The organism is Dehalococcoidales bacterium, assembly GCA_028716225.1.
Classification (GTDB): domain Bacteria; phylum Chloroflexota; class Dehalococcoidia; order Dehalococcoidales; family UBA5760; genus UBA5760.
In genome coordinates, this window is record JAQUQE010000025.1 from 1 (window position 1) to 18751 (window position 18751).

An 18751-nucleotide genomic window follows, 5' to 3' on the forward strand; every position below is an offset into this window, starting at 1 on the left:
GTCGAGGATGCCGTCTACTACTTTTCTACCTATAACGCTCCGGATCGGACGGTAAGCAGTAAGCGGCGGAAGGTTATGGTACTGGGCGGTGGGCCGAATCGCATCGGCCAGGGCATAGAGTTCGACTATTGCTGTGTACATGCCGCTTTCTGTCTGCGTGACGAGGGTTATGAGACGATTATGGTCAACTGCAATCCGGAGACGGTCTCTACGGACTACGATACCTCGGATAAGCTCTACTTTGAGCCGTTGACCGTTGAGGATGTCCTGAGCATCTACGAGAAGGAGAAGCCGGAGGGTGTTATCGTCCAGTTCGGCGGCCAGACTCCGCTTAACATCGCTAACGAACTGGCTGAGGTCGGGGTTAGAATTCTGGGTACATCACCGGCGATGATAGACCTGGCTGAAGATCGGGACCGCTTCCGTCAGATGATGCAGGCGCTTGGTATACCGATGCCGGAGTCCGGTATGGCCAGCGACCTGCCGCAGGCGCTGGATGTCGCCGGGCGCATCGGGTACCCGCTGATGGTGAGGCCTTCATACGTGCTGGGCGGCCGGGGTATGGAGATAGTCCATGATGAGGATATGCTTAGAGAATATGTTGCCGCTGCTGTGGATGTTACTCCCGACCGCCCCATCCTGATTGATAAGTACCTGGAGAATGCCCTTGAGGTCGAAGCGGATGCTATTTCCGACGGCAGCGATGCCTTTGTGCCGGCAATAATGGAACACATCGAGCTGGCAGGGGTTCACTCCGGTGACTCCGCCTGTGTCATTCCGCCGGTTAGCATATCCCCCGAGCATATGAAGACCATTTACGAATATACCAAGCGGATTGCCCGGGAGCTCGGGGTGGTCGGCTTGATGAATATCCAGTATGCCATTGCCATGGATACCGTCTACGTCCTGGAAGCAAACCCGCGGGCATCCCGTACCGTACCACTGGTCTCCAAGGTCTGTAACATATCGATGGCGCGGCTGGCGACCCAGCTCATGCTGGGTAAAAAACTCGGTGACCTGAATATCAAACCGCGTGTGATTCCATACTTCGGGGTCAAGGAGGCCGTCTTCCCGTTTCCTATGTTCCCCGAGGTGGATCCCGTTCTGGGGCCCGAGATGCGTTCTACCGGTGAAGTACTGGGGATGGCCGACTCTTTTGGTATGGCCTTTTTTAAATCACAGCAGGCTGCTCAGCAACTGCTGCCGACCGAGGGCACGGTCTTAATCACTGTCTCGGAGAAGGATCACCCGGCTGTGGTGGAGGTGGCGAAAGGATTCGCCAAACTGGGCTTTAAGCTCAAAGCGACCGAGGGTACCCATCACTTCTTAGCCGATAAGGGTATCGAGTCCGACTTGATACTCAAGGTTTCTGAGGGCCGACCCAATGTTGTCGATGCTATCATGAACAGGGAGATTCAACTGGTGGTCAATACCCCCACCGGCAAGCGGGGTAAGTACGATGATTCCTACATCCGTAAGGCGGCCATAAAGTACAAGGTGGCCTATATCACAACCCTGGCGGCTGCTCTTGCCGCTGCTAAGGGAATTGCTGCCCACCAGAAGGGTAAATCGGGGGTCCGTTCCATACAGAGCTATCACAAGGACATCGGTTAGCTACAGCCGGACAATGGTTACGCCATCGCCGCCCTCTTTCTGGCCGCCGCAGCGAAAGTTTGCCACCAGGGGGTGAGCGGCAAGAGATTCCCTGACGATGCTGCGTACGGTGCCGCTGCCGATTCCGTGCACAATGCGGACCTCGGTTAGATTAGCCATAGCGGCATCGTTCAGAAAGCTGTCGAGTGCCACCTCCACCTCATCGGCACGCCTGCCGCGGAGGTCGAGTTCCAGCGAGGCCTTGCCGGCCCCGGCTTCGATTCTTACCGGAGCAGACGCTGTAATCCCTTTGCCTGCCGGAGAAGTCGTCCTGGCTACCCTGTCAATGCTGAGGCTGAGCTTGGCCTGTCCGGCCTGGACTTCGACCTGTCCGGTCTCCTCGGAAAACGACAACACCTTAGCCGCAATATTCACTTCCTTCAGCCAGACGGTATCACCGAGGGCTATGCGGCTATCATCCGCTGTCTCCGGCCCGGCCGCAGTACTTGCCTTCGGCTGCCAGTCATCGGCCTTAAGCTGCTTCTGCACGCTGGCCAGCGCCTGTCGGCCCCGCTCAATCATCTCTCTCTTCTTTTCCCGGCGTAGTTCTGCTATTGCCTGTTGGATTTCCCGGTGCAGTTCGGCAGTCTGCTTGACAATCCCGTCCCGGGCTTCCTGAATAATCCTTTGCTCTTCCGCCCGCAGTCGTTTAAGCTCACCGGTAAGTTCAGCGTTCTGTTCCTCAAGCTTGCTCCGCTGCTTTTCCAGTTCATCACGGAGAGAAGAAAACCTCTGTCTCTCGTTCATCAGGTCGGCAAGCAGTGCCTCCAGCTCCTGGGAGCCCTTTGCCGTCATCTCTCTCGCCCTGGCGATAATCCCGGCGGGCAGCCCCAGTCGCGCGGCGGTAGCCAGGGCGTTGCTGCCGCCCGGAGTGCCCACCAACAGGTGGTAGGTCGGGTCAAAAGTAACCGGGTCGAAGTCGAGAGAGGCGTTCTTAAAGCCTTCTGTCGTGTGGGCGAATGCCTTAAGGTCGCTGTAGTGAGTGGTGGCTACGGTAATCGTGCCCAGAGAGAGGAAATGGAGCAGGATGGAACGGGCCAGGGCGGAGCCCTCGGCCGGGTCGGTGCTTATGCCCAGTTCATCGAGGAGAACCAGGCTGTTTTCGGTGGCACTGTTAATGATGCGGATAATATTGCCGATGTGCCAGCTGAAAGTGGAAAGCGTCTGCTCGATGCTCTGCTCATCACCGATGTCGGCAAAGATGCCGTCGAAGATGGGGAGGCGGCTTTCTTCTGAAGCAGGGATTGGTATGCCGGCCTGCATCATCAAGCTGAGCAGGCCGATGGTCTTCAGGGCGACCGTCTTGCCTCCGGTATTCGGTCCGGTGATAACCAGTATGGAGAAGTCCCGCCCCATCTCCAGTGTCATCGGCACCGCCCCTTTGCCGAGCAGAGGGTGCCTGGCGGCGACCAGTTTCAGCCTTGCGTCCTCCGCCGGCTTCTCAGCGGGGGGGATGACTACCGGCTCGCTGGCCCTGAATTTTCCGGCGTACCTTGCCTTGGCCAGTGCCAGATCCAGTTCGGCGGCCAGGGCGATATTCCTTGAGATTTCCGCTTCATGCTCCGCCACTTTGGCGCTCAAGGCGGCCAGTATCTTATCTATCTCGCGTCTTTCCTGTATAGCGAGCTCACGAAGCTCGTTACCCATCGTCAGGGTGGACCAGGGTTCGATAAAGAGAGTCGCCCCGCTATTGGAGATATCGTGCACAATCCCCTTAATCTCCTTACGGGCCTCGATTTTGATAGGGATGACATACCTGCCCTCCCGCTCGGTAACAATCGGCTCCTGGATCATCCTCTGGCCTCTGGGTGAGTTGATTATTGATTGCAGGCGGTCCAGTAAATGATCCCGCAGCTCCTTTAAGCGGTGCCTGATTGTGGCCAGGGCAGGTGAAGCCGAGTCCAGCAGCTCGGCGGTGGGGGAGACGCAGCGGTTGATGGACTCCTCGATGCCGGGCAGGGCGGTGATATCCCCGGCAATATCCCAGAGCAGAGGCAGTTCTTCGGACAGCCCGGTCAGGCTGCTACGCAGCTTACGGGTTGCCTCCAGCGTACAGCGGATTTCCAGGAGTTCCGCTGGCTCAAGGACTCTGCCCAGAACCGCCATCCTTGCCCTCTCCCGGATGTCGGTGACCCCGCCGATAGAAAACCCCGGCTCTAGGGAAAGGAGTCGGTGTGCCTCCGTCGCTTGCTTTAGCGAAAGAGAAATCGTTGCGTAGTCCGTAACCGGCATCAGCCCGTTTGCCAGCTCACGGCTCGCCGAGAAGCTGGTAAAACCGCTGATGATTTCCCTGATACGGTGAAACTCAAGTATCCTGAGGCTCTTGTCGTCCAAGCTGACTGCTCCCGTGTTCTATTGCCAGCCCTATTGTATCACCTCGAGCAGGCTGACCTGAACTGTGGTGCTCCGGTTGGTAATCCCCCACCCTGGTGAGTTATGGGAGAGTATTTATAATGGGTCTGTCATAGCAGTATCGAAGTGTGTCCGGATTATACCTGCTGTCAGGATGTTAAACGAGTGAAAAAAAATAAGGACAGGGTGCCTGAGCCAATATCCTCCGCGGAAGGCGGTCGATAACCCTCCGCGAAGTAAACTAACCCAGCGGCGCCTGCCCTGGTAATATTTTATGTCGTCATTTTATTGAAAATCAAGAGAAATTATGATTTATGTCTGTAAATACACCTCATATCCTGTTGACAAAAAGTGGTATAATTATGCTGATTTACTAGAAGAAGGCGAAGGAGGTTTTCGATGGCTGCAAAATTTGAACTGTACAAAGATGCCAAGGGTGAATTTCGCTGGAGACTGGTAGCATCTAATGGGCAAACGATAGCCAATGGAGGCGAGGGCTACAAAACAAAAGCGAGCGCAGTGAACGGCATAGAGTCTGTTAAAAAGAATGCCCCGGTGGCTCCGATCGAAGAGAAGTAGAACAAACCGGCGGGCTTGGTGAGTCTTTCCTTGGTGGCTAGATGCCGGTGTTTAGCATCGGTAGAATGTTAGCTGCGTCTATTTTAAGCTTGGAAATCGTGGGGTCATTTCAGATAGTGTTAAGATGCCCGGTCAAGGCTGAGACGATAGGAACTTAGCCTTATCTTTATGGCAAAGTAGCTGAATTACACTGCGTCCGTCCGCTGCTGCTGGAGGCAAACCACCCCCGGGGTTAACCCACTGCCCAATCATGTAGAAGTTGCCCAGCCCGGGAAGAGTTTTTGACATGCTTCTGCCGAATGTGTCTATGGTTAGGAGCCAACCTTCAAAACTGCCGTTCCAATTTCCGGTGTAATGTTCAAATGTCACCGGGGTTGCTACGTCGCTCATCTCAATCTGATCAGAAATACCGGGGAAACGCTGCTCAAGGGCAGTTATCACTTGCTCGGCGACCCTCTCCTTTTCCGCACGATATTCATCCGGACTTTGTGCTAATAGCCTCCAGCGTTCGTAGTTTGACATTAGCATCACACGCACGACCGTTTTGCCGTGGGGTGCCAGAAAGGGATCAAAATTGTATACCTGGGCGGTCAGCCGTATCAGAATTTTGCTGTCTATCAAGATTGGCTTGCGAAGCGGAAAACTAATCCCTACCACTGAAGCAGGAAAATCTTCGAAAGTACGTGTTATGCCCAGCGCCACATAGAGCAACGGCGGAAAAAGCGGCAGCTTGTCGTATCGATTTCGGATTTCCTCATCTATATACCGTGTACCAAGCATATCAAATATAGTACTGTGGCCATCCGCCGCCGAAATTACCACATCGCCTCGAAATTCCTTGCCGTTAGCAAGCCTGATCCCGACTGCTGAATCGTTCTCAACCAATATCTTCTCAACCCGCGAATCATAATGTATCTCACCCCCAAGGCCAAGATATCGCTGCTCAATTGCCCTGGCAAATTCCAGCGAGCCCCTAATCGGGTAGCCTGCCGACCTATTGTGTAACCATGCCAGTGTCATAATCATGCCGGCCATGGGGAAATTGTTGATGTCACCAAAGACAGTGGCGAAAGCTTCCGACAGAAACGGGTTGCGGAATCGCGTGGCGAAGTCGCGCACTGAGATTTTGCTCCACTTAGCCATTACCTTCAGGAAAGGGAGCCGGCTAACCATATTGAGTCCGTTGTTAAATGAATGAACTCCGAACTCCGCACCCGCTGGCAGCTCGTATCGAGCGCAGGTACGTATTGCATTGACGAAACTTTCGATGGTTTCTTTGTCTTCCGGGGCAATTTCTTTCATGTGCTGCTCCAGGCGGTCAGCATCGGTATAGACCACGAATGCTCTACTCCCGTCTCCTTCTACACGCATGAATTCATCGTGATCAAAGAAAGAGCGGCCTTGTATTGCCCCTAGCTCTAGCCAGATTTGGTGTAAAGGACTGTTCGGTGCAGACCCGACCAGCCAATGGATACAACCGTCAATAGTATAACCTTTCCGCTTCCATGCTGTGCAGAGTCCGCCAGAGTTAAGCCCTTGCTCCAATATCTGCGTTCGATAGCCATTCATTTGCCCGTAACACCCGGCAGACAGGCCGGCAATCCCAGCGCCAACTATCAAAATAGATCCAGTCATATTCTCCTCCTAACAGCGTTGCTGTCAGAGCACTTGCAATGATATTATACCTCACACAGCCACTTTATGACGATAACAGGTGACGGCAAACCGGCAGGAACTAAAAAAGCAATTCCCCGGCTATCGACAGGTGAAGATTGATAGTCACCAGATGATGTTGTCATTGTGCGGCATAACAAGTTGGCGTATAATTAGCAGCGGCGATGATTCCAGAAACACACGAAAGTAATTATCGACCGGAATCCATGGGGAGTTGAGGTCAAGTTCACATGACCGGGAACCGGGGACCTGTGAGGCGTACGATAACGGCAGGACGGCGGCGGCGCCCAAGTCCCGCACCATCAGGTGGGCGTGACAGAGCACAAGCACCGCGCCGCGAGGTGGGTTCTTACGGCGGTAGCAGCGGGGGTGGTGATATGGGGGGTGGCACCTACTCCGGTGGGGGCAGGGGACTACCTTTCTTCGGCGGCAAGAGCAAACTTTCAATCATCATGACGGTCGTCGCGCTTGCTATTGTCTTCGGTATCCAGTACTGTGGTGGTCTTGATCTTAGCGATAGTGGGATGACCACTCTACCTACGGATTCCGGCAGCAGCCAGATTACTAACCTGCCCGCTGCCGGTGGCTTTGTCAGCAACTACTCTGATGCCTCGGTCCTTCACGGGAGTACCGAGCCTGATCAGAATTGGCTGGTGATGCTCTACCAGGACGCTGACGATAAGATACTGGAGAAGGACATTTGTCTGGACACAAACGAGGCCGAAAAGGCCGGTCCCTCCAGCCGGGTCAGGATCGTATCCCAGTTGGATCGCTACAGTGGAGGCTACACCGGCGATGGGGACTGGACCGGAACAAAGCGCTTCCTGATCAGCCGGGATGATAATCTCAGTCAGTTAGGCTCACAGCAAGTCGCTGAACCAGGTGAAGTAAACATGTCTGACGGTAAGGCGCTGGTCGACTTTGCCACTTGGGCCATACAGACTTACCCGTCTGATAAGTATGTCTTGATTCTCTCCGATCATGGTATGGGCTGGCCGGGGGGGTGGAGTGACGCAAATCCTAAAGGCACCGGGGATCCAGGCATCCCGTTAGCTTCTTTATTAGGTGATGAGCTTTATCTTCATGAGATCGATGACGCACTGGGCCAGATCCGCGCCAATACCGGCCTCGACAAGTTTGAGCTCATCGGTATGGATGCCTGCTTGATGGGCCAACTAGAGGTCTTCACTACCCTGGAACCTCATGCCCGCTATGCAGTGGCCTCCGAGGAAGTCGAACCGGCTCTCGGGTGGGCCTATACCAGCTTCCTGCAGGCGCTTAACCAGAACCCTGATATGAACGGAGCCGAGCTTTGCCAATTAGTGGTGAAGAGCTATATCGAAGATGACCAGAGCATCCTCGACAGCAGCGCCCGGGGAGACTTTCTTAGCCAGGGCTCACCATTCGGAGGACTGTTTGGCCCTTCCGGAGGCACTAATCCGGCACAGATGGCTCGTGAGATCGGCCGCAGCAGCACGCTTGGCGCGGTAGATCTGAGTCAGATCGGTCTACTTAACGACAGCCTGAACGGGCTGGTATTCACTCTACAGGAAGCTGACCAGCGGGAAATAGCCAGCAGCCGCACCTACGCCCAGAGCTTCACCAGCATCTTTGGCAGTGACGTTCCCCCTTCATTCATCGACCTGGGCAACTTCTTGGAAATCGTCAAACAGAAGGCCGGCAACACCGGGATTAATCAGGCAATCGATGCAGTGCTAGCTGCTATCGATAAGACCGTCATCGCTGAGAAGCATGGGGTCCAAAAACCGGGCGCCACCGGAATCGCTATTTATTTCCCCAACTCCGAGCTATATCGGAACGCGGCTGCCGGGGCCGAGTCGTACACGGCTATCGCCAACCGATTTGCGAAGCAGTCGCTCTGGGACGATTTTCTAGCCTATCATTACACCGGCGACCAGTTCTCTCAAACCGATAGCCAGGCGGTAGTCCCGCCCACAGGGTCAATACGAGCTCCTGCCGCGGGTGGTATCACCATCTCGCCGATAGCCGCCTCCAGCTCGGAAGCCGCCCCAGGCCAACCGGTAACACTATCTGCCGATATCAGCGGAGAGAACATCGGGTACATCTACCTTTTTGTCGGTTTCTATGACCGGCAGGCCAACTCTATCTTTGTAGCCGATCAGGACTACCTGGAAAGTCCGGAAACGAGACAAGTGAACGGGGTCTATTATCCCGATTGGGGTGAGGGCGATTTTACCCTGCAGTTTACATGGGAGCCGGTCGTTTTTGCCATCAGCAACGGAACATCCTCTGTTCCAGCCTTGTTCAAACCGGAAAGTTACGGGCGAAGCTTTGAAGAGACGGTATATGTGGTTGACGGGATTTATACCTATGGTGACGGAGGTGAGCAGCGCGCGGCCTGCTTGTACTTTGTCAACGGCGTGCTGCGCCAGGTGTTCGGTTTCACCGGCGAAAGCGAGGCCGGTGCTCCACGTGAGATAACTCCAGGTGCCGGGGATACCTTCACTGTGCTGGAGACCTGGCTTGACCTGGATCAGAGTGGCGAAGTGATCGATACTGCCTCGCAGCAGGGAAGCACGTTAACCTTTGGCAGCGAGATGTTCACCTGGGAGACATTTGACGCGGCTTTAGGCGAATACGCGGTCGGCTTTGTCGTTGAGGACCTGGATGGTAATCAGCAACAAGCCATAACACGAATCAGCGTCAAATAAAACACCTGTCAGTGCCTGGTAAACTTGAAAAACCGACATCGTGGCTAGAGCAAATACCCCTCATATACTATTGACAAGAGATGATATAATCATAGTGATTATTATGTGCCGGAGGTGGTGCCATAGAAGGAGCCCGGAGGGATAATATATCAGTCCCGAGGGAAGGCCCCTATTAAGGTGGCATTTCGGATTGCATCAGAACACAAACTTATCTCTATGTAAGATAGTATGTGAGTTAGCATGTCCTTTTATATGAGATAAGGTAAATAATAGAAATAAGGAGATAATCTAGGTCGATGAAAACTAAACTAATATCTAAGATACTTGGTGTAGGGCTGGCTCTCGGCCTTACTCTTTCGCTTGGTGCCGCCTTCATAGCTGCTCCGGCTGCCCAGGCCGATGAGATGGAATGGGGCCTGGTCAACACGCCGAGCTGGGATGACCTGGTCATCCTGCCCGCCTCCGACATCCTTGACTACGCCGTCGGCGGCGAAGATGGCGACATCATCTACGCCGTCCTCGAACTGAAGAGCGGCTGTACCGAGGTCGGCTGGGAATACGATGATGATATGTGGGGTATCTTTGCTCTGGTCAAGTCAACTGACGGCGGCGTCACCTGGAGCGACATCACCGATAACGTTATGGATGCCAGTTCGCTGCCTACCCTTGACCCGGGAACCGAGTCTCAGGTTAGCCTGAGCCTGGTGGCGGCGGCTCCCGATGACGGGGACTGGGTGGCCGTGGCCGGCTACCTTCATCCGGATCCTATTCCATTGGGATATGGTGGCGGGCCAAAACCCATGCCATTCGTGGTCGCCTCCGAGGACGGCGGGGATAACTTCACCTACGCCCACCCCGTAACCGATACCTCGAAGGGCACCTGGATGTGGTCCATGGCTGACATGGCCGTCTCGCCGGCGGTGGGCAGCATCCACAACATCGCCCTGGCCGGTTATGCTAACGACGTTATGGATGCTGGCCCCGGTGCGGTCTTCCGCCTCGAGGCAGGCACCTGGCTGACCGGAGGCTGGGGGGATACCCGGTTCTACCCGGGTTGGAATGATGCCACCGAGGATGATATACTGTCTTACAATTGGCCGATACGTAGCATGGGCGTGGTTGCGGTCGACTTCTCACCCAACTTCGACATGGACGACACCATCGTCTGCATGGGTGTTGCCGGACCTCAAGTTGATCCTCAATATATGCCCTACCTGCAGGAAGGCACCCTGAACGGCGACGGCGCCTGGAATGCCGAGGTCGGCTTTGGCGATGCCGTACAGATAACCGATGAGGGTACTATCCTCTGGACCTACCCCGTGATCAGGAGCATGGGCTTTGCTCTGCCCGCCGACTTCGACGGCGCCGAGCCGGCCGACAACAACATCTACCTCTACGTTGATGCCACCGACGACTACATGGCAACACCCCCCGTCGTTAAGGGCTATGTCATGATATCCGAGGACGGCGCCCTAACTGGCCGCTGCGGACCATCCGGCGATCCTATCCTGGCCAGTATTGATGTCTACGGTGATGCCGATACTTGCAAGGCCATGGTCGGCGTCTATGCGGAGCAGGATGGGACTATGGCAGCTGACCCCTTACCCTGTGCCGGAGTGGCGGTCTACCACACCGTTGAACTCGATGACTGCTGCCCGGAGTGGGAGCCTGCCTGCAAGGATCCCTCTGGTCCCTTTATGGCGGTAGTCTCCTACACCGGAGACGGTGAGAAGGCCTTTGCCACCACCAGCGGCGCTTGGAGCGACATGGGAAACAAATATCATTACACGGATTATTTTTCGATGAATCCTTTTTTCCTGGATATTAGGGGCAACCCGCTCGATGAATCGGCCTTTTCGGTAAGCCTCGATGACGGCGTTTCATTCAACCAGATAGGCCTCATCGACACCGATATCGACTTCCTCTCCGACGTTGCCGTCTGCCCGGACTGCAGCGTGATCTACCTGGCTACTATCAACGCAGGGATTCCCAGCCTTGCATATGATTTCAATCACGGAGCATACCCCTGTGGAGATGATTGTGATGAAGTAGACAGCGGAGAAGGCTGGTTTGCCTGCGACTCCATCTGGCGCAGCTATGACAACGGCGATACATGGGAGAGAGTCTATCATGGCGACTGGACGGATGATCCTTACATTGGCAATATACTGCTCCGGCTACCCTGTGATGAGGACACGGAATGCTGCACCATCTACATGGGCATCCAGGGTACCCAGGATCTCTTCTACAGCCGCGACTGCGGCCAGTGTTGGAACAAAGCGGTCAACCAGAAGCTGGTTATCCAGGACTTTGCTGTCGAGAGCGAGAACATCGTCTACATACTCGACGAGGATGGCTATGTATCGACATCCACCCAATACGGTAGGCGTCCCTCCGATGGAGTTGATTCCGGCGTTGGCATTGGTCATACCATAACCTCCTGCTGCGCCGAGGGCTGGGTTGTCGTCGGTGGCCACGGTGACGAGCCGGTGGCCTGGTCCGAGGACGGAGGTGAAAGTTGGAATACCACCGATGACCTGGACGGGCAGTCATACCAGAGAGTGCACGTTGCCTGTGACCCTGTCTGTGAGAACATCATCTACGCTACGTTGTGCAGTGCTCCGGATACGGGGGCCATATATCGGACTGACATTACGGACGGTAGCTGGGATAATCTCAACGCCGCAAAGTTTCCTTACTACGGCGTCGTAGTGGCTCGCGAGGGCACCCTCTACGCGGTCAGTTATGCAATAGGCGTTGATTCCAGTAAAAGCCTGTGTGAGGAAGGAAGGTTCATAACTTCTGGAGATCAAGAGTACAGCGGTGTTGCCCGCAACCTGACTCCCTGCGAGACCGACTGCTGCGGTACCGAGGACTGGGACTACCTGATTGCCGGACTCGCGCCACATGAATATTCTGATTGTAGCAGCGGAGAAGGGTTCGATAATGAGCCTTCAGCGCTACGTATTTGCGGCTGCCTCTCCGCAGACACCAACTCCGTACTCTGGGCCATCGACACCCAGTGCTATGACGTAACTGACGGCTCTGGAGACAACGACTGTTGTGGTGGTCTCTGGAGCTACGAGGACTGCGCTGCCAAGCACGGCCCGACCCTGACCTCTCCTGAGGACGGGGCCATCGTTGCCTGTGATGTCTGCGACACCTGCGAAGGCGCTCCGATGACTCTCAAGTGGGAGAGAATGTGCCTGGCCTGCAGCTACGACATCGAGATTATGGACGAGGACGGCAACGTCATTATCGATATAGTCGATGAGGAGATCACCGGCGACCCGCCCACCTACTACCTGGAGGGCGGCATCAGCTATATTGCCCAACCCGTTAACGGCTACCTCTATGGCAGCCTCGAGTGCGGCCGCACCTACACCTGGCACGTCAGAGAAGCCAACACCGAGACCGACGAGTGCGTCCACAGCCCCTGGTCGGAGACCTGGAGCTTCACCATTGAGGCCTCCTCGGCTAACGCAGTCAAGCTGATCGCTCCCGAACAGGGTGATATCATCGCCCAGCGCACCGGAGTCGGCTTCTCCTGGAGCAGTGTCTACGACGCCACCACCTACAGCTTCGTCCTCTCCGCCAGCCCCGACCTCTCCGGTGCCCTGGCTACTGCTGACGTCACCGGTACCGCCTACGCCTACTCGGGCACCCTGGACTACGAGACCACCTACTACTGGCAGGTAACCGCCTGGAAGGACGGCGCCATGCTCTCCCAGAGCGATGTCGGCACCTTCGCCGTCGCTGCTGAAGAGTACATACCGCCCGAACCGGAACCGGCCGAGCCCGTAGTGATCGATATCCCGGCCACCCAGCAGATCACGCCGATGTGGATCTACGCCATGATCGGTATCGGAGCGGCACTGGTGGTAGTGGTCATCGTCCTGATTGTCCGGAGCAGGAGACCCTCCTAACTCCTAGCTTTTCCTGACTTCGACTCTTAGAGACTAAAAGAGCCCCCCGAAATTCGGGGGGCTCTTTCTTTACGATAGTGAATCAGGAAGTTTTGTCTTATCCCGCATTAAACCATTTTATTGGTGATTCTACAGGCAGCGAAGGGTTATCTGGTCTCATCTTTCCCCGGGAACTGGCGTTTGAGTTTATCCTGGATGGCCTTCATCTCTTGCTGCTTCTCAAGTTCTTCTTCACTCATTGGTTCGCATAATGTAAGCTCATTGTTCTTGAGTTCAATGGTGAAGAGGGCACGGCATTTCCAGCAACGATAAGGTCCCTGGTAGCTTGGATCAACCAGGGACATGGTGCCCTCAGTCTGACACGAAGGACATTGGATTTTGACTAGCATATACTATATTACCCCATTTCCCGGGGTATTGTTAAATTCTTACTATGCTGCAGCGAGTTATTCTTGCTTAACTTCTGTAAAGGTTACTAGCCACACGGGAATGAGAATATACTCGCTTCAAGGTGACGCTTTTCATCGCACTGTGAGCTGCCCATAATCCCGGACAAGCGGGATAAGTGCTGAAGAATGGCTCATGCTGCCTGCCTTCGCTCAATAAGTCTTTCCAGGCGCCCGGCAATAATTGTAAGCAGCAGCCATTCTTCGTTTAGAAACGGGCCTATATGCACTTCCGGCCTTTTCTCCAGGTAACAGATTTCTATAGTACCCCGTTTTACATTGTCTACTTCTATATCTGCTGATAGCTTCCACTCCGTATCTACATAGCCCAAAGAGCGGAATTGTTTGTCATCAACGACTATTCTGGCGCGGGTAATCGCCGGATACTGCCACCCGGCAGGAAGTATTTCGACAACCCGTTGATAGACCTTGGGTAAAGAGGTCTTTGGATTATCAACAACCTGGGCAACAGAGTAAATACAGGCAAGTTCCTTGGAACGTTCGTTTAGATGTCCTACCAGTTGAGAGTATGCCGTCTCCACTGCCTCTAGTGCAGTAACCCGATTACGCAGAACAGTTAATTCGCTTATTAGTTGCTCTCTAGTTTTGTCTCTATCTTTTATCGTAAGTTCTCCCCCATGAAATAACCTGAGGATTCCTCCCTGCCCCCAGCAGTGATACCAGTTATTAAGTTCCAGCCGGAGTTATTGGAGATGCCCCCTTTTATGAGGCTATAACTGGTATCGTCTTCGGTGGTCAGGTAATACTAAAAGCCAGTATGTGTGTTGAATGCATGTAACCATAACTTATCTATTATATTACAGGAGATTGTGCGGGGAAAATTCCCGGGTTGGGAATAAGAGTGAATAGAGGGAGGGTATACCCTCCCTCTATTAAAAGGGCTAACTTAAAAGGTAATTATTGCTGTTTCTCGAATTCAAGAATCCAGCCGCTGCCAGTAATCGTCATCTTGTTTCCGTTTACTTCGTAGCCTTCGGCCTCCTCAAGTGCCTTCAGGTAGTATTCTTCCTGCTCCATAATCTCATCTCCGCAAAACATCTCCGTGCGGATGATTGAATCGGTGACAGTCAGATTCGAGCCGTCAATCTCATAAGGAGCGCCATACTGGTTGCAGCCGGCGATACCACTCAACTGTTTCTCGGTGCCATCGAAGATGATGGTTACTTCAACATCTTCAAGGGCCTCAACGGTACCCGTTTCGTCAGTATATGCAGTCATGACCCACGTGATGTCTTCGAGTTCGTTGATCATGCCTTGTTTCAGCATGTCCCACTTTTCATCCATTATCGCTGAGATTACTTGCCCTTTCTCCACAGTGATTATGGCTTGGTGTGGGGTGATTACCTGGGCAAGCATCTGTCCGGTACGGTCACCGTATCCGGTATGCTGACTATCAAAATCATAGACAAACTGCCAGGCATTTTCAATGTCAGGGTACAGAGTTTCCACTAATTCCAGGGTATTCTCAATCCCGTCGAAGACGAAAGTGGGGCTGTTCTTCACAAAATTGATGGCTGTCTGCTCGGCTTGTTCTTCAGTCACTGCCTGCTCGAGCATTTTCTGATTAATCATGTCCCACTTCTCATCAATAACAGCCGATATAATCTCGCCATTAAAGATCATTATTACCGCTTCATGGGGGGTGATTACTTGAAGTAGCATCTGTCCGGTGCGGTCACCGTATCCGGCATGCCGACTCTGGAATTCGTAGTTATAGATCCGGGTAATGGTATCTTCCAGTTCCTCACTGTCAACTAGTTTCAGGGTATTCTCAATCCCGTCGAAGATGAAGTTGGGGCTGTTTTTAACAAAATTGATGGCTATTTTCTGCTGAAGAAAGACTATATGTTCCTTGGCAGTAGACAGTTCGCCCTCCAGGCTGGCTATTTGAGACAAGGCTTGGTCACGCTCTTCAACCACGCGGTTGTAGTCGGCTTCTGATACTCCTCTGGTACAGCCGGTAGCAACTAAGGTGACAATAGTTCCCAGTATTATGGTAATTATAGCGTGTTTTTTCTTCATCTTTTCCTATCTCCTTATCAATTTAATTTCTCTTACCAAGTACAACGATGGAAGATGTACCAGGTTAGTGATGAAACCGGACAAAGTGGTACTACGAAGGGATGAAATATTCGGTAACTTCGGAATCAACGACTCATCATTTTGGAGCTCAATATTCTGTCACATTTTCGCCGCTTCTACGAGCGATCAGGCAGGTGAGAACAGTGAACATCCCACCTGTCTGATTTTCTTGCGCCCGTAGAGTTTTGTTCAGCTTTATTTGACGTTGATGGTCAGATTGAAGGTCCATTCGGCCTTCTCGCCACCTTCCCAGGGCCGGCTGTAATCTATGGAGATATTAGTGCTGCCCTTCTTCAAGGCTTTGAAGGTCCAAACATCCTGACCAGCGGCACCCATAAGCGACTCGCCATTCTCAGCGTTGCCTGGCTCGACGAACTCGTGGTCGGTTTCTGCCACTACATCCGGATCCTCAACCTGTACCTGTCCCCACTGAAAACCGGTAGTGGGATTGGAGCAGAGTACTATGGTTACAGAGCTGCCCGCTGTAAGTTGAACTTCCCTGCTAATGTTATGGTTAGCCGAGAATTCGTCACAGGAGACTGAGATTGGGTCCAGGGGCAGGTCCTCTGCAGATGATTGTGGGTCGTTGGCACAACCTGTCGATACCACGGCTACCAGAGCTATGGCGCATATCGGTGCGATTTTGGCTAATTTTGACTTGATCATTTTTCTCCCTCATTTTTTGCTTCGGTACTTGATCGGCCGATCTTCCCATCTGCTTTTCTGTTAATGTATACGAAGCAACCCGAAAAGTATTACATCGGAGGTAAAAACTGTTGAAAATGTTCGTGAAGGCGGCCTGTAACCATTAATGTAGAAGCGTTATTGTTTTGGATTGTTTAAGGGGATTGAATGTTGATTTCAGCCAGATTTCCCAAAGGAGCCAGGACTGCTTCCGGCTGAGTCGGTGACGTAAAGCTGATATCGTCTATGGTTATCGTGTAGGTACCGGGTGGTATTTGATGACCGCGATTGTCCATCTGGTCCCATACCAGTGTATAGCCCAACGTTTCAAACGGAGTCAGTTCCTGCTTGCCAGTCCCGGCGGGATACCTTCTCACTGTCCGGTCATTTTCTGCGTTACGTATATCAATTTGGGGCGGGTAGGCTACGATGGTTACCGTATCCGAACCGGTATTGCTGAAGGAAAACTCGATGGTGATTTCCTCACCGGATTCATAGATTGCCTTCCCCGTCGTGGCGATAGCCTGGAAAACCGGCTCAGTTAACGGTCCAGGCGCTGGTACAGTCAATATGGGGATTTCGGGCTCTGGATTTGGTGTCACCAAAATCGGGCCGGTTTGATCCGTGAAAGTGCCCCTTGCCCACAAGGTGCCGAAGGTTATCGCAACGGCGATGGCTGCGACAATAGCTGCCCTACGGGCCGGGCTTTGCATCATAAAACCGCTTAACCAGGACCAGCGCTGTTCTCGTCGATCGGCATCTCGCTGAGCCCGGGCTTCTTGTTCGGCTAGTTTCAGCGCAAGCCGTCTCTTGAGCGAATCGTGAAATTCGGCCGACGGTTCAGCACGACACTCTGTGTATCGTTTTGCCAATTCCAGGATCGTGCGCTCGTCTTCGCTCCTGCCCTCGGTGTTAACTTGCTTACCGGCAAGTAAACTATCCAGGTCGTTGATAATATCTCTTTCCCGGTTCTTATCACGAGACATATTCTAACCTCTGAAAGGTATCCCTCATTTTTCTTATAGCCCGGTAGAGCTTCACACCTACATTTGACTCAGAAAAGCCTAGCATCCTAGCAATCTCGCGGTTGGTCAATTCAGCCTCAAACCGTAAATGTATGATTTCCTGCTCCTCCGGCGAGAGCTGAGCGACACAGTGATTGAGCTTCTCTGCCAGCTCTTTCCTCTCCAGTTCCTCGGGCGGAGAGGGGATATTAGCGGGTCTTTCTTCTGCCTCCTCCAGGGAAACAGCCTGTTTTTTCTTACCGGATTCCACCCGGTAATAATCCGTCAGTGTATTACGGGCAATGGTAAATATCCAGGTAGAAAAAGCAGCCTTATCGCGATTGTACTTGGCGAAGTTGTTCACTGCCTTTTCAAAAACTGACGAGGTAAGATCTTCGGCAGTTGCCACGTCGTTAACCCTGCACTTTAGATAACGGAATACCCTCGGCAGATACTCTTCGTAGAGATCGGCAAAGGCCTGACTTAAACTAGGCTCTTCCTCTCTTACTTTCACCCTGGTTTCTCTATCCATATACCGCCCAGGGTTCTACTATTTTATACGATTCAGCAGGGAGAGTATTACATGGCCCATACGGCAGGCTGCGAATAAGAATCGTATCGTTCCTGAGCTGACTAATCTTATATCATTTTTCCGTGAGTTTCTAGAGCTATTATACGAAGTAAGTTTTACCCGTAGTATTTAACAAATCATCGTTCTGTACAGTAGCAATATTGAAGGTTGCTGAAAAATCGGCTGCCATGTCGAGCATTTTCAACGCTTATTAAGAATTCTATGTATCCAGCATAAGGTGATTCGAACTAGTATCAACTCACACCAACCGATGATTTGTTCAGTCAGGAGACTTTGGCTGATTTCTGCCGGATATATGCTAGATCGGTTGATGTTAAGCTATAGCTAGTGGCATAATCAGGATAAAGCCAGTAAGATTAGTCTGACTATTAGTCTTATCAAAGAAGTGTAATAATCAAGGGGGACCATATTACGGATGCAAGACGAACCTGATATCAAGAGGAGATTTCGCGTCCTGATCATATACTGGTCAGGTACCGGTAATACCGAAAAGGTAGCTAGAACAATCCATAATACTTTAGAGCGTCAAAACATCGCATCAACCATAATGAAGGTTGAAGAAGCAGAAGACGTGGAACTTTATGAATACGATCTTGTGTTTCTAGGTGCACCTTCGTACATGTGGCTGCCTCCTGATGCGATACAACGTTTCATAAAGAACAAAATGAAGCTTCATGACAGCCGGGGTGACATTAAATTATGCGCACCTAAGCTCCCCGGTAAGCGGGCAGTGGTGTTCTGTACCTACTCGGGGCCTCACACGGGATTAAGGGAGGCTACTCCAGTCTGTAAATATATGGGGCAATTCTTTGAACATCTGGGTTTCGATGTCATCGCCGAGTGGTATACCATAGGAGAATATCACGGTCGTGAAGACCGCAGCACTAAAGGATGCCTGGGAGATATACGAGGGCGTCCCAAAAAAGAAGACCTGAATAAAGTAGAAAACGATGTCCGTCGCTTGCTTATTTCTATTAATGCAGGCAAATAGTGGCAATTGAAGGGCATCCGGGCAGAATCAAAGTCCCGATTGAACGAGATGGCT

13 protein-coding genes are annotated in these 18751 nt (G+C 52.7%); 5 read left to right on the top strand and 8 right to left on the bottom strand.

The window, feature by feature from the left end:
* On the top strand, positions 1–1614 hold a 1614-nt coding region (gene carB, locus PHI12_10485), incomplete at its 5' end, for a carbamoyl-phosphate synthase large subunit (GenBank protein ID MDD5511222.1).
* Here the strand turns inward: carB and PHI12_10490 are convergent.
* Positions 1615–3987 (bottom strand): endonuclease MutS2, encoded by a 2373-nt coding sequence (locus PHI12_10490; protein ID MDD5511223.1) that lies wholly within the window; start codon positions 3985–3987, stop codon positions 1615–1617.
* 417 nt (positions 3988–4404) lie between these two features.
* Here PHI12_10490 and PHI12_10495 point away from each other — a divergent pair, with 417 nt between their 5' ends.
* Positions 4405–4584 (top strand): YegP family protein, encoded by a 180-nt coding sequence (locus PHI12_10495; protein MDD5511224.1) that lies wholly within the window; start codon positions 4405–4407, stop codon positions 4582–4584.
* 132 nt (positions 4585–4716) lie between these two features.
* On the opposite strand, the gene PHI12_10500 is transcribed toward PHI12_10495, so the two are convergent.
* Complete coding sequence (locus tag PHI12_10500) at positions 4717–6219, bottom strand: NAD(P)/FAD-dependent oxidoreductase (protein ID MDD5511225.1); 1503 nt, start codon at positions 6217–6219, stop codon at positions 4717–4719.
* 290 nt (positions 6220–6509) lie between these two features.
* Between PHI12_10500 and PHI12_10505 the strand changes: the two genes are divergently transcribed.
* Complete coding sequence (locus PHI12_10505) at positions 6510–8951, top strand: clostripain-related cysteine peptidase (protein ID MDD5511226.1); 2442 nt, start codon at positions 6510–6512, stop codon at positions 8949–8951.
* Positions 8952–9247: 296 nt separating this feature from the next.
* Positions 9248–12877 carry a hypothetical protein gene (locus tag PHI12_10510; GenBank protein ID MDD5511227.1) on the top strand — a complete coding sequence of 1210 codons (3630 nt, stop codon included), beginning with the start codon at positions 9248–9250 and terminating at the stop codon, positions 12875–12877.
* 146 nt (positions 12878–13023) lie between these two features.
* Here PHI12_10510 and PHI12_10515 read toward each other — a convergent pair whose 3' ends face one another.
* The 6 genes from PHI12_10515 to PHI12_10540 form a co-directional block, all read right to left on the bottom strand.
* Positions 13024–13266 carry a hypothetical protein gene (locus PHI12_10515; GenBank protein ID MDD5511228.1) on the bottom strand — a complete coding sequence of 81 codons (243 nt, stop codon included), beginning with the start codon at positions 13264–13266 and terminating at the stop codon, positions 13024–13026.
* A gap of 191 nt (positions 13267–13457) precedes the next feature.
* Positions 13458–13865, bottom strand: a complete 408-nt coding sequence (locus tag PHI12_10520) for a hypothetical protein (protein ID MDD5511229.1) — start codon at positions 13863–13865, stop codon at positions 13458–13460.
* Positions 13866–14241: 376 nt separating this feature from the next.
* A complete protein-coding gene (locus tag PHI12_10525; protein MDD5511230.1) occupies positions 14242–15366 on the bottom strand; it encodes an META domain-containing protein in 1125 nt (374 codons plus the stop codon).
* Between the two features lie 255 nt (positions 15367–15621).
* On the bottom strand, positions 15622–16092 hold the full coding sequence (locus tag PHI12_10530; GenBank protein ID MDD5511231.1) for a protease inhibitor I42 family protein: 471 nt from the start codon (positions 16090–16092) through the stop codon (positions 15622–15624).
* A gap of 173 nt (positions 16093–16265) precedes the next feature.
* Positions 16266–17096: a hypothetical protein gene (locus PHI12_10535; GenBank protein ID MDD5511232.1), complete on the bottom strand. Its 831-nt coding sequence runs from the start codon at positions 17094–17096 to the stop codon at positions 16266–16268.
* Positions 17086–17646, bottom strand: a complete 561-nt coding sequence (locus PHI12_10540; protein MDD5511233.1) for a sigma-70 family RNA polymerase sigma factor — start codon at positions 17644–17646, stop codon at positions 17086–17088. Before PHI12_10540 ends, PHI12_10535 begins: the two co-directional genes overlap by 11 nt.
* Before the next feature lie 475 nt (positions 17647–18121).
* Here PHI12_10540 and PHI12_10545 point away from each other — a divergent pair, with 475 nt between their 5' ends.
* Positions 18122–18697, top strand: a complete 576-nt coding sequence (locus PHI12_10545; protein ID MDD5511234.1) for a flavodoxin domain-containing protein — start codon at positions 18122–18124, stop codon at positions 18695–18697.
* The last annotated feature ends 54 nt before the right edge of the window (positions 18698–18751 follow it).

Bases quoted from the DNA above. Each gene is read 5' to 3' on its own strand.
- PHI12_10530 (MDD5511231.1), bottom strand. From the start codon at position 16,092: ATGATCAAGTCAAAATTAGCCAAAATCGCACCGATATGCGCCATAGCT.
- PHI12_10515 (MDD5511228.1), bottom strand. From the start codon at position 13,266: ATGCTAGTCAAAATCCAATGTCCTTCGTGTCAGACTGAGGGCACCATG.
- PHI12_10535 (MDD5511232.1), bottom strand. From the start codon at position 17,096: ATGTCTCGTGATAAGAACCGGGAAAGAGATATTATCAACGACCTGGAT.
- PHI12_10500 (MDD5511225.1), bottom strand. From the start codon at position 6,219: ATGACTGGATCTATTTTGATAGTTGGCGCTGGGATTGCCGGCCTGTCT.
- PHI12_10540 (MDD5511233.1), bottom strand. From the start codon at position 17,646: ATGGATAGAGAAACCAGGGTGAAAGTAAGAGAGGAAGAGCCTAGTTTA.
- PHI12_10545 (MDD5511234.1), top strand. From the start codon at position 18,122: ATGCAAGACGAACCTGATATCAAGAGGAGATTTCGCGTCCTGATCATA.
- PHI12_10510 (MDD5511227.1), top strand. From the start codon at position 9,248: ATGAAAACTAAACTAATATCTAAGATACTTGGTGTAGGGCTGGCTCTC.
- PHI12_10525 (MDD5511230.1), bottom strand. From the start codon at position 15,366: ATGAAGAAAAAACACGCTATAATTACCATAATACTGGGAACTATTGTC.
- PHI12_10495 (MDD5511224.1), top strand. From the start codon at position 4,405: ATGGCTGCAAAATTTGAACTGTACAAAGATGCCAAGGGTGAATTTCGC.